The organism is Bacteroidales bacterium (assembly GCA_014860575.1).
Lineage (GTDB): Bacteria > Bacteroidota > Bacteroidia > Bacteroidales > JAAYJT01 > JAAYJT01.
The window spans coordinates 53,593-66,796 of sequence record JACZJK010000031.1; the positions used below are offsets into that span (position 1 = coordinate 53,593).

At 42.6% G+C, this 13,204-nt stretch carries 4 protein-coding genes; all 4 read left to right on the forward strand.

Going from position 1 to position 13,204, the window contains the following annotated elements; translation table 11 throughout:
* Positions 1–104: 104 nt before the first annotated feature.
* The 4 genes from IH597_08280 (at position 105) to IH597_08295 (ending at position 13,191) form a co-directional block, all read left to right on the forward strand.
* On the forward strand, positions 105–1,406 hold the full coding sequence (locus IH597_08280; protein ID MBE0662451.1) for a cysteate synthase: 1,302 nt from the start codon (positions 105–107) through the stop codon (positions 1,404–1,406).
* Between the two features lie 394 nt (positions 1,407–1,800).
* Positions 1,801–5,106: a PAS domain S-box protein gene (locus tag IH597_08285; GenBank protein MBE0662452.1), complete on the forward strand. Its 3,306-nt coding sequence runs from the start codon at positions 1,801–1,803 to the stop codon at positions 5,104–5,106.
* A 207-nt stretch (positions 5,107–5,313) separates the two neighbouring features.
* Positions 5,314–11,823: a PAS domain S-box protein gene (locus tag IH597_08290; GenBank protein MBE0662453.1), complete on the forward strand. Its 6,510-nt coding sequence runs from the start codon at positions 5,314–5,316 to the stop codon at positions 11,821–11,823.
* Between the two features lie 6 nt (positions 11,824–11,829).
* Entirely contained in the window at positions 11,830–13,191 is a 1,362-nt protein-coding gene (locus IH597_08295) for a HAMP domain-containing histidine kinase (protein MBE0662454.1), read from the forward strand.
* Positions 13,192–13,204 lie beyond the last annotated feature (13 nt).

Below are 13,204 nucleotides of genomic sequence, written 5' to 3' on the forward strand. Positions count from 1 at the left end.
AAATTCAAGACTGAGCCACATTTCGGATTTTCTTCCTTTCTCACGGTTTGTGTATTTTTGGCGAAAATTCTGCCTGATGGAAGTTTATAAATCCTAAGAAAACGATGACCAAAAACAACTTCACTCCTACTCAGTACAAACTAAAATCTATTGCATCAGGAAAAGTATTTGACGATAGCGGCTGGCTGCTTGAAGCGCCCGGCGAAGAAACTCCGTCGCTTATAAGAGCTGAATACGAAAACCCCCAGCTCCATCTGCTGGATGAAAATTATGGCCTGTACAAATTCGCCTCATGGTTGCCCGTAAAGAGACTGCTCATGGGCTCATCAGCGCCTGTAACCTATAAAAGTGAAGGACTTGCCAATGTATTAGGCCTGAAAAACCTCTATATAACTTTCAGCGGTTACTGGCCCGAGCGCGGCGCTATGATGAAAACATGCTCCTTTAAAGAAACCGAGGCTTTTTCGGTTTGTGGTCGCATGAACGATGCAGAAAAAAAAGTGCTGGTTGTTGCATCTGCTGGCAATACCGCCCGTTCGTTTGCCCGTGTTTGTTCTGATAATAACATACCGCTGTTGTTGTGCATGCCCGAAGACAATATCGGAAGCATGTGGTTCGACAGCCCGATCAGCGACAATGTAAAACTCATTGTTACCAGCCGGGGCAGCGATTATTTTGATGCCATCCATCTTGCGAACCTTGCCTGCTGCAGTCCATATTTTATTGCTGAGGGCGGCGCAAAAAATATTGCCCGCCGCGATGGAATGGGAACAACGGTTTTATCCGCAGCTACCAAAATCGGAAGTATTCCTGAGTACTATTTCCAGGCTATTGGCAGCGGCACAGGAGCAATAGCAGCATGGGAAGCTAACCTACGATTAATTAATGATGGCCGCTTTGGTACTGTGATGATGAAGCTCATGGTTTCGCAAAACGAACCCTTCCTCCCGATTTATGATGCCTGGAAAGCCGGTTCACGCCATATATTGCCGCTTAATGACAACCTGGCCCGCAAGCAGGCAGCACAGATCAACGCCAAAGTACTGAGCAACCGCAAACCTCCATACGGCATTGCGGGTGGTTTATATAATGCACTCACAGAGAGCGGTGGCAACGTGCTCAAAGCATCGAATAAGGAAGCTGCCAAAGCGGCTTCGCTTTTTCTGCAAACCGAAGGCATTGATATCCACCCCGCTGCAGCTGTTGCAACCGCCTCTCTCATTAAAGAAAAAATTGAGAACCGATTGCCGGCAGAAGCGTTGATTATGCTCAATATCACGGGCGGTGGCGAAGAACGCTTCAAACAAGATAAAACATTGTCTTATTTGGAACCTTCAATGCATTTTGAACTGGGATTTTCAGAAAAAGAGGTAGTGGATACCATCAATAAGTTGTTCGGGTTCTGAAATGCCTGTTGATCTAATAACTGAAATTGTAAAGTTCTTTTACAAGCCGCGAACTTTAAATATTTAGACAGATTTCACCCCTAACAGCCCGGAAACAATTACTACTGTTCCAACATCAACGTTTTCAAGCGGATGTTTCACAAAATCCTACGGCTATTTCTCGCATTTTATTCATGCATAGAATTCTTATTGGCGTATTAACTCAAAGGCCAACTGAATTAATCCTTACTTTAGCAAGCTCGTTTTCAGAGTTTAAATACAAATTCTGCACATCCCTGATACAGCTCTGATCAAGAGTATTTTTAGCACTGGTACTCATGCGGCCTCAGTTTCCTGAAACCCGCTCTCCTGCTTGACAGGCAGAGCAAGTTTTGGATTATACCACATAATAATTATGACACAAAAAAAGGACATACAGGAAAGGACTAAAATCAGCAAAAAAAAGCCATCCAATGAGGACTTTGGCGCCGGTTTGGTTTTAGGTGAGCAAACTGAATGTCAGAAACTCAGGGATGAATCAGACATTACTGAAAGCAATTACCGTGAAATTTTAAATTCAACCAATGAAGCCATTTTTATAATTGATGCTGGCACTGGTTTGATCACAAATGTGAATGAATCCATGCTGCTTCTTTTCGGTTATGATAGCAATGAAGAAGTATTCAAAGGTAATATTGGCGACTTAAGCGCCAACACAGGTTCCTTTACCGAAAAGGTGGCCCAGGCCCATGTAAAAAACGCCATTTATGAAGGCCCTCAGGTTTTTGATTGGCTCGCGAAAAAGAAGAACGGCGAAAGTTTTTGGGTAGAAGTTTCTTTGAAAAAAGCTGAAATCGGAGGGAAAGGCAGGGTAGTGGCCGTTGTGAGAGATATCACGGCAAGAAAACATGCTGAGGAAGAACTTCTGAAAAGCCATGAAACACAGCAGATGTTGCGTACTATCCTTGATACTATTCAAGTAAGGGTGTTCTGGAAAGACAGGAATTCTGTTTACCTGGGCTGCAATAAACCATTTGCCATAGATGCCGGTTATAACGACCCAAATGAAATCATTGGCAAGACAGATTTCGATACATGTTGGTCAGCACAAGCCAAACTTTATCGCGCAGATGACCTGAAAGTTATTGAAAATAATCAAGCAAAACTGAATTTTGAAGAACCACAAACTTCACCGGATGGTAGCATCATCTTTATAAGAACCAATAAAACACCCCTGGTAAATACCGATGGAGAAGTAATTGGAATATTGGGCACTTTCGAGGACATTACTGAAAAAAAACTTACTGATGAACTTATTCGAAGCAACGAAATTCGTTATCGTTCACTTATCGAAAACGCTCCTGATAGCATCGTGCTATTGAATGAGGACTCCAGGTTCACCTATGTGAGCCCATCTGTTACCCGTACGCTGGGTTATACCATTGACGATGCAAAGGATCTTCACCCGGATGACATTACTCACCCGGATGATCTGCCGGCTGTTCATACAGCCATGGGTGAGCTTCTTACACAGCCCGGGAAAACGATGTGCATACAATACCGGCTTTTGCATAAAAATGGTACATGGAGATGGTTGGAAAGCACCATTACGAACCTGTTTCACAATCCTGTTATCGAATCCCTGGTTTTCAATTTCCGGGATATAACCAAGCAGGTGGAAGGTGAGGAAGAGAGGCAAAGGTATGTGCTTGCACTCGAGGAAAGCGAAAAAAAATACAAGACCTTGTTCGAGAGTGCTAACGATGCAATATTCCTGATGACCGAAGATGTTTTTATAGATTGCAATTCAAGGACTGAAGAGTTGTTTCGCTGCAGCCGCAATGAAATTATCGGATGCAAACCTTATGAATTCTCTCCTGAAAAACAGCCGGATGGAAAGGATTCTAAAGCTAAAGCCTTAAAGTACATACAGCAGGCGCTTGCTGACAAACCTCAGTTTTTTGAATGGCAGCACAAAACTACCGATGGCAGCTTGTTTTATGCCGAAGTGGCGCTGAATCATGTCATTCTTGAAGGAACCTCAATGCTGCAAGCCATCGTAAGAGATATCTCTGACCGCAAACGGGCTGAGCATATAACAAAAATGCAATACCGGATCGCAAACGCAATGGTTACCGCCAGGAATTTAGGCGATCTTTTTGAAATTGTCAGAACTGAGCTGGGGTCCATCATTGAGGCAAACAATTTTTATATCGTATTTTATGATGAAACCACCGGATTACTGACTTCACCCTTTGGAAAAGACGAAAAAGAGAATACTCCGCACTGGCCTGCAGAAAAATCACTTACAGGCAAGGTAATCAAGGAAATGAAATCATTACTGATTGGCAGAACGGCAATTCTCAAACATGCTGAAGACGGGGAGATCATCCTTCATGGCACTTGTGCTGAATCATGGCTTGGTGTACCACTAAGTATTGCAAACATCGCAAAAGGGGCAATTGTGGTTCAAAGTTATCATGACCCAAACGCATACAACCAGGCAAGTATCGAGCTCATGGAACTTATAGCAAACCAATTGAGTGTGTATATTGATAAAATCAATCAGGAGAAAGAACTGTTGGCAGCCAAGGTAAAAGCCGAAGAAAGCGATCATTTGAAAACATCATTTCTTAACAACATGAGTCATGAAATCAGGACTCCCCTGAATGGAATTCTCGGTTTCACGAATTTGCTTACCGACACTGGAATTTCTCACGAAGAGCGTGAATATTACGCCCGCATCATCAACCAAAGCAGCAATCAACTTCTTTCCATCATTGACGATATCATTAATATTTCCACTATCGAAGCCGGCCAGGAAAAGTTAAATGAAGCAGAGACAGATGTTAATGGACTCATGAAATTCCTTTACGACCAGTTTGCAAACAAGGTAGATAGTGAACACGTGTTGCTGAATTATCATTCGCATGTTGACCCGCAAGCGGCAATTGTTTTTACTGATAAAACCAAGCTTATACAAATACTTTCGAACCTGATAGGGAATGCGATAAAGTTTACCGAGAAAGGAATGATTGAATTTCAATGCCAGGTAAGGGAAGGAAAGCTGCTTTTTTACGTTGAAGACAGCGGTATTGGCATTGATCCAAAATATCACGAATTGATCTTTGAACGCTTCAGACAGGCTGCTACCGACCGTAGCCGCGAATACGGCGGTAATGGACTGGGTTTGGCTATTTCAAAGGCCTATGTCAATTTGTTGGGTGGCGAAATCCGGGTAGAATCAACTCCCGGACAAGGAGCGCGATTCTCATTCACCATTGCATATAAGCCTGTAAAACCAATGGTTCAGAAAAAAGAAACCATTACAGGTTCTGTTCAGAACCTGAAAAAGGCAACTACCATTTTATACGCTGAGGATGAATACAGCAATTTCATCCTGGTAGATATCTTACTAAAATACAGCAATTTTGAAGTTATGCATGTTACCACCGGCAGAGGTGCTGTTGAAGCATGCCGTAAGAACCCAGCCATTGACCTGGTATTGATGGATTTGAAAATGCCGGATTTGAATGGTTTTGAAGCCACACGCATCATTAAAAAAGAAAGACCCGGCCTGCCAGTGATTGCGCTGACTGCCTATGCCCTTGGCGGTGACAGGGAAAAAGCAATAGAGGCTGGCTGCGATGATTACATCTCCAAGCCGTTGAAGAAAGAAACGCTGATGCAATCCATAATGAAATTATTACAAAATGCATAAGCATAAAACTAAAAACAAGGAATCCAGGTAAGCTGTGGCCAAATCATAGTGAGATATCTGGTCCCCGAAAACGAAGTAAAGATTATAATTCAATGATAAATCATTTAGATTGTTCATTCAGTGCATGCTTCAGGCATACTCAGCGCCGCTTGACTATGATTTATCAGATTTTAAAAACAATTTTTGATTATTTTAATGCATTCAGATATGGAAAGATCCGAATCAATATACAATCCTTTAGATATCAACTCAGGCATCCAGGAATTAAACTCTGGTTTATTACAGAGCATAACCCGTATTATACGGTTTCAAGCAAAAACGAGCCAGGAATTTCTTGATCATGCCCTAACCGAAATCATTGTTTTAAGCAGGAGCAAGATCGGTTACATTTTTCATCACAATAAAAGCCGGAAAGAATTCGTGTTGAATTCATGCTCGAAAGAGTTCATGAAAGAGTTTGACATCACCAGGTCCAATGCACATCGCACGCCCGATGAAATTGGGATTTGGGGTGAGGCGGTTCGGCAACGCAAAACAGTCATCATGAATGATTTTTCAGGACTAGATCAATCAAAGCAAGATCATTCCATCGCTCAAACCTCATTGAAAAAATTTATGACAATCCCGGTTTTTGATGGTGAAGAGATTGTTGGTGTTGTTGGTGTTGCAAACAAAGAAACTGATTACAGCCCAAATGATGTAATGCAGTTGCAATCGCTCCTTGAACCTGTATGGAAAATGCTTGAGCATAAACAAACGCTTGAAAGGGAAGAGCATCTGAAAAATGTATTGCTGGGTGTACGCAATATGAACCAATTGATCATACAGGAAAATGAACCGGGGGAACTCATACAAAAAGCATGTGAAAACCTTACCAATACTGTAGGCTATTTCACTGCATGGATCGCACTTATTGATCAGAACAAAAATGTTCCGTTAACAGCATCAGCAGGTCGTGACAGTAGCAAGGCGGATTTCACAAAATATCTTAAAAGTGGTATAATTCCGGAATGCATGACCACTGCCCTTGATTGCAATGGTGTAATTGACATGTCCGATCGCCTGGAAGCTTGTTCAACCTGCCCTTTTTATAAACATTATGGCATAAGAACCGGATTAAGTACCGCTATCAGCTATGGCGAAACAACCTACGGCGTTCTCACCGTTACAATCCCCAGCGAATTTTCAAAACTTACTGAAAGCCATGAACTGCTGTTGGAAGTTGCCGAAGACATTGGCTTTGCATTGAATAAAATAGAACTTGCTAACGCTAAGAAGAAATCAGAGAGCGAACTTGTTGAAAGGGTGAAAGAATTAAGCTGTCTCTCGGCAATCAGTTTGGCGCTGCAATCCGGATTCGATGAAAAAGAAGTAATCGGAAGTATACTGCGCCATCTTATCTATGCAATGCAATTTCCTGAAGTTGCTGTATTAGCTATTGATATCTGGCAACGCAATTATACGACCCATGAAACAGATATAACCTACGCTCATGGCCTGCATTCGAATATTATTGTTAAAGACATTGTGGCTGGAAAACTATCGGTTTATTATACTGATCCCGGCAAGCCGCTTCTTGCTGAAGAGCAACAACTGATTGACCATGTTGCCATGCTTCTGGGAATCTGGCTTGAGCGCCAGGAAGCAATGCAAGGCCAAAAAGAACATGCTGAAAATTTGCGCATCACCCTGAATTCAATAGGTGATGCAGTGATCTCAACTGATATTGATGGAAATGTGGCCAACATGAACCCAGTAGCTGAAATGCTTACAGGTTGGATCCTACAGGAAGCCAAAGGCAAACCAGCAACAGAAATTTTCAACATCGAAAATGTGACCACCCAGGAAAAAGCCGAGAATCCGATTTTTCAGGTTTTAAAAACAGGTGAAACTGTTGGCCTGGCCAATCACACCAAGCTCATCTCAAAAAACGGCCTGGAGTACCAGATTGCCGACAGCGCAGCGCCTATCAGGGATGTGCATGGCAATACAACAGGTGTTGTTGTGATTTTCAGGGATGTAACCCAAGCTTATCAAATGCGCGAACGGCTTAAGGAAAATGAAAAAAAGTACAGGACCCTGATTGAAACCTCGCTTGATGCCGTATTTATTAACCAGGACAACTGCATCACTTATGTGAACCCGGCAGCACTGAAACTGCTGGGCGCCGAAACCCCGGAACAGATATTAGGCAAATCGCCATTCGAGATTTTCCATCCCGATTTCCATGAAACGATCCACCACAGGATCCGTGAAATGCTGGAAGAAGAAAAACCAGTGGCCTATATTGAGGAAAAGATCGTTCGTTTGGATGGGCATACAGTTGATGTTGAGGTAGGAGCCTCCCCTTTTCATATTGATGGAAAGCCGGCAATCCAGGTAGTGTTAAGAGATATTACAGAAAAAAAGGCTGCCGGGCTGGCCCTCAGGGAGAATGAAGCTTTGATAAGGGCTATCATTGACAATCTGCCCGTTGGTGTTGCTGTCAATTCTGTTGACCCGACAGTGAATTTCTCATATATGAACAGCAATTTTGCTAAAATTTACCGCACAACGCCAGAAGCGCTACTCAAGCCTGACGCCTTCTGGGAAGCAGTTTATGAAGATGCAGAATTCAGGAAAAAAATAAAACAACAGTTACTGGAAGACGTTGCCAGCGGTGATCCTGAGCGTTTGCACTGGGAGGATATCCCTATTACCCGGAAAGGCCAGGGCACCACATACATCAATGCCAGAAATAATCCGGTTCCCGCAAAGCCGTTAATGGTTTCAACAGTTTGGGATGTTACCGATCGAAAAACCACTGAAGACAAACTCAGGTCGGGTGACCGGATTTTCAATCATGCGCTGGATATGCTATGCATTGCAGGGTTCGATGGCTACTTTAAAGTGCTCAATCCCTCATGGTCGAGAGTCTTAGGCTGGAGCCAGGAGGAAATGCTGGCTAAACCCTGGATTGATTTTGTCCATCCCGATGACATTGATGCAACCAAAAATATTGGGTCAACTATAGTTAACGGAAAAGAAGTTTACCAGTTCGAGAATCGCTATATCTGTAAAGATGGTTCTGTAAAGTGGTTGTCGTGGAACTCATATCCCGAAAATGAAGATGAAATCATGTATGGTGTTGCCCGCGATGTAACGGATTATAAAACAATGGAGAAGGAATTGAAGGAGCGGGAAGAAATGTTCCGCTTAATCGCAAGCAACTCCATTGATGCGATCTGGCAGATGGATCTCAAGCTCAGGTTCACCTACATGAGTCCATCGTGTTATGGTATGACAGGATACACACAGGAGGAGATGGTCGGAAAACCTTTATATAAATTTGCCACCTGGAAGGCATTTGCAAAAATGGGGCGCGCTGCCATAAGCACCATCGCTAATTTTCCACAGCAGTCAAAAGTGCTCATTGAATCCACTTTACTAAAGAAAAATGGTGAAGAATTACCTGTTGAGATTATTGGGAAATTGCTCACAGATGAAAAAGGAAAACTGATAGGATTGCAAGGCTCAACACGCGATATCAGCGGACGTAAAATAGCCGAACTTAAACTTCGCCAACTCTCCAGGGCTGTTGAACAAAGCCCGGCGAGTATTGTAATTACCGACCTCCATGGCAGCATTGAATATGTAAACCCAAAGTTTACTGATATTACCGGTTACACGGCTCAAGAGGCATTAGGAAATAACCCGAGAATATTGAAATCAGGATTGGCATCTAAAGAGATGTACCATGATTTGTGGAAAACCATCACCAGCGGCAATACCTGGAGAGGTGAGTTCCATAACAGGAAGAAGAACGGGAAACTGTACTGGGAGATGGCTTCAATATCCCCAATTTTGAATGAAAAGGGTGAAGTAACACATTTTATAGGTATTAAAGAAGATATTACAGAACGCAAACGCCAGGAAGAAAAACTTAAGCAAAACGAAGAAAAGCACCGCTCACTTATTGAACAAATGCTTGAAGGATTGCTGGTGGTCAGCGTTGAAGGTTGGATACAATTTGCGAACCCAGCGTTTTGCAACATACTCGGTTATGATGAATCAGAACTCATCGGCAAAAACGCACACAAAATACTGCTGAATGATGAAAGCCGGAAATTCATCATTGAGAAAGAACAAAACCGACGAAAAGGAATATCTGAGCAATACGAATTAAACATGCACACCAAATCGGGTGAAGAAGTATTCTTGCTGATGAGTTCAACGCCTGTTAAGAATGCTAAGGGTGAAGTAATTGGCTCTATGTCAACCTGCATTGATATTACAGAACGCAAAAAGGTTGTGGATGTGCTTAAAAACCGCGAACAATTTTTGCAAAAGATCTTCGACATCTTACCCATCGGGCTTTGGTTCGCCGATGAAAAAGGAACGTTGCTCAAGGGAAATGCTGCCGGGGTAAAAATCTGGGGCGGAGAACCCAGGGTTGGAATAAAAGATTATGGTGTATTCAAAGCCAGAAGACTGCCTTCACGTGAGGAAATAAAACCCTCAGAATGGGCGTTGGCAAAAGCTGTTGCTGAAGGCATTACTACCGAAGAGGAACTACTCGAAATTGATACATTCGACGGCCGAAAGAAAATTATCCTCAATTATGCCGCCCCGATCCTAATTGATGGCAACGTACAAGGTGCTATTGTTTTGAACCGGGATATTACAGAAAGATTCAAATACGACCTGATCCAAAAAATCCAGTACAACATGGCCCAGGCTATGGTGGTTTCAAAAAACCTGTCGGAATTGTATGCGATCACAAGAGAAGAACTCAGTGTTTTATTTGATACTTCCAACTTCTTTATTGCTTTTTACGATGACAAAACCGGGTTGTTATCCTCGCCTTTTGACATGACTGAGGACGATCACATCCAAAACTGGCCTGCTGAGAAATCCCTTACAGGAATTGTGATTAAGAAAGGTAAAGCGTTGTTGCTGACGAAGGAGGAAATAGGCCAGATGGTGCGGGATGGCATCATCAACCTTATTGGCCAACGCTCTGAAATATGGATGGGCGTGCCAATAAAAACCAGCAAACAGGTTATCGGGGCTATCGTGGTGCAGAGTTTTACCGATCCCGGCGCTTATGATAAATCTTCATTGAAAGTACTTGAGAGTATCGCCAATCAATTAAGCGTATATATAGAGCACAAAAGGGCCCAGGAAAATCTCAGCAACAGCGAAGAGATGTTCACACTCATCGCAGAGAACACTGCCGACAATATAACGGTAATGGACCTGGACCTAAATATCACTTATACCAGTCCATCCGTTTTTCTCATGCGCGGTTATACTCAAGAGGAGGTAATTACTCAGAAAATAGATGAGATATTAACTCCTGAATCACTGCCAATCATAGTGGATGTTTTTAACCACGAAATGCAACTTGAATCGCAAGGGACTGCCGACCCGAAAAGAACCCTGAAACTCGAACTCCAGGAATATCATAAAGATGGTTCAGTGGTTTGGCTTGAAAACAGCATGTCGTTCCTGCGCGATCATCAGCAAAAAGCAATCGGGATAGTAGCTATATCACGGGACATTACTTTGAGGAAAAAGACTGAACAGGCTTTGCGTGAAGCCAAAGATAAAGCGGAAGCCAGCGATGTGTTGAAAACTGCATTCATGAACAATATCTCTCATGAAATACGCACCCCGCTGAATGGGATTCTTGGTTTCGGACAAATTATTGCTTATTCAAATCTTACGGAATCCGAACGCCTGAAATATCTTGAAATCCTTCAGCAAAGCACTGACCGGCTTATCCATACCATCACCGATTATATGGATATATCGCTCATAGTGTCCGGCAACCTCGAAATCAATAAAGATACTTTTGATCTGCATGAATTTATGGAGCAAATGCTCAGCAGAACCCAGGCCCGGTGCCGGGAAAAAAGCATTGATATTCAACTTGAACAAGCCCGTAATGATGTTGCTATTACAATAAACTCCGATAGGGAATTGCTTCAGAAAGTGATGGAGCATTTGCTTAACAACGCAATTAAATTTACCCCTCAAGGCCAGGTATCTTTTGGATATCATAAGCAGGACAACGGACTGGCATTCTTTATAAAAGACACTGGTATTGGTATTTCCAGCGAAGCCATGGAAACAATCTTTGAAGCCTTCCAGCAGGAAGATTTTGGTATGACCCGCGCTTACGAAGGCAGTGGTTTGGGCTTATCCATATCAAAAGGAATAATCAATAAACTTGGGGGGAAAATCTGGCTGGAATCGGAAAAGGAAAAAGGCACAACGGTGCATTTTCATCTTCCTGAAGCACACACTTCAACAACGCCTGATACCCGGCTTCCAGAACATGAGGAGATAAAACTGCCCGATCATCCATTGATACTGGTTGCCGAGGATGATGAGTCGAACTACCTTTATCTTGAAGTAGTGCTGCAAAAGATGGGGTTCAAAGTGATGCATGCCGCCAATGGAAAAATTGCCGTAGAGAAATGCAGGCAGCATGCTGAGATAAACCTGGTGCTGATGGATATAAAAATGCCTGTAATGAATGGGTTAGAAGCCACAACACTCATCAAGGAGTTCAGGAGCAATTTACCTGTAATCGCCATCACAGCATACGCCCTAAGCGGCGACGAATACCGGATCAAACAGGCAGGCTGTGACGATTACCTGGCAAAACCCGTTAGAAAGGATTTGCTGATGAACATTGTTGAAAAACATCTCTATCAGAAAAAGTCATAAAGTAAGATGAGAAACAAAACGAATGAATTGATCATCAGTAATAAATTACTGGCTCAAAACCTCAGGCGACTTCATTACCTGCCGTTTGTTTCCATACCTATCAATATTGGCCATATACTGTTTTTCTGGTATAATCTTTCCGAACCGAACACCTTAGAACATACCTGGGGCAATGGTATTATCATATCTCACGCGGTTTTAATATTTATAGCCCTGTGCATATGGGTACTTACGAGCCGTCGCAATAAAATTAAAAGTGAAAGGAATTCATTAATCTGGTTCGCAATACACATCATAGCCTTTTTGTTTGTGTTAGTGGGCGTGGCTATTGTAGTACTCGATCAACTGGTCACTCCCGCAATCACGCCGTATATTTTAATGACAATAGTTGCAGCAGTTTTATTTTTAACCAGGCCCCGCTACACCTTTATAATTTTTGGCACTGCATTTTTGCTATTCTATTTTACAATACCAATTACGCAGTCTGACCCAGCTATGCTGCTCTCTGGCAGGGTAAATGCGATGGCGGCAACTGGTCTTGGAGTATTCGCATCAATCCTGTCGTGGCGGAGGAATCGGGCTGCTTATGAACAATCACTTATCATTGAAGATCAGCAAAAGGCATTGGAAGCAAGTAATATGGAATTGAAAAAACAGGCTGTGATCCTCCATGATACCAATGCTACCAAGGATAAGCTGTTTTCTATTATTGCCCACGACCTGAAGAACCCTTTCAGTGGCATTATTGGTTTGAGTGAGGTTCTGAAAAATGAAGCGCGTACCCTCGACGCTGATGAAATGGAAAACTACGCATCAATTATTTATGATACGGCCCACCAAGCCCATGAATTGCTCGAAAACCTTCTGGAGTGGGCAAAAATACAACAAGGCAATATGGTGTTCGCACCTAAGACTATTAAACTAAAAGATATAGCCGACAATGCACTGCTGCTTGTAAATAACAATGCAATACAGAAAAACATAAGCATAGAGAATGAAATCGCAGAAGATATCGTGATAGAAGCTGATGAAAACATGCTAAATACCATCCTGCGTAACCTGTTGACCAATGCAGTTAAATTCAGCAATAACGGCGGTACAGTAACTATATTTATTGCAAAAACCAAAAACGGCTTGCAGCTAACTGTAAAGGATAACGGTATTGGCATTAGTGCCGGGAATATTCCTAAACTTTTTAAAACAGGCAGTGATTTTAACGAACGTGGCACAGCCAACGAAAAAGGTAGCGGACTTGGGCTGGTGTTGTGCAAGGAATTTGTTGAAAGGCACAATGGCAAACTTTGGGTTGAAAGCGAAGAAGGCAAAGGTTCTGCTTTTAATTTTCTGATTCCGTGCAATATGGGATGAACAATTCTTATAT

Bases quoted from the DNA above. Each gene is read 5' to 3' on its own strand.
- IH597_08280 (MBE0662451.1), top strand. From the start codon at position 105: ATGACCAAAAACAACTTCACTCCTACTCAGTACAAACTAAAATCTATT.
- IH597_08285 (MBE0662452.1), top strand. From the start codon at position 1,801: ATGACACAAAAAAAGGACATACAGGAAAGGACTAAAATCAGCAAAAAA.
- IH597_08290 (MBE0662453.1), top strand. From the start codon at position 5,314: ATGGAAAGATCCGAATCAATATACAATCCTTTAGATATCAACTCAGGC.
- IH597_08295 (MBE0662454.1), top strand. From the start codon at position 11,830: ATGAGAAACAAAACGAATGAATTGATCATCAGTAATAAATTACTGGCT.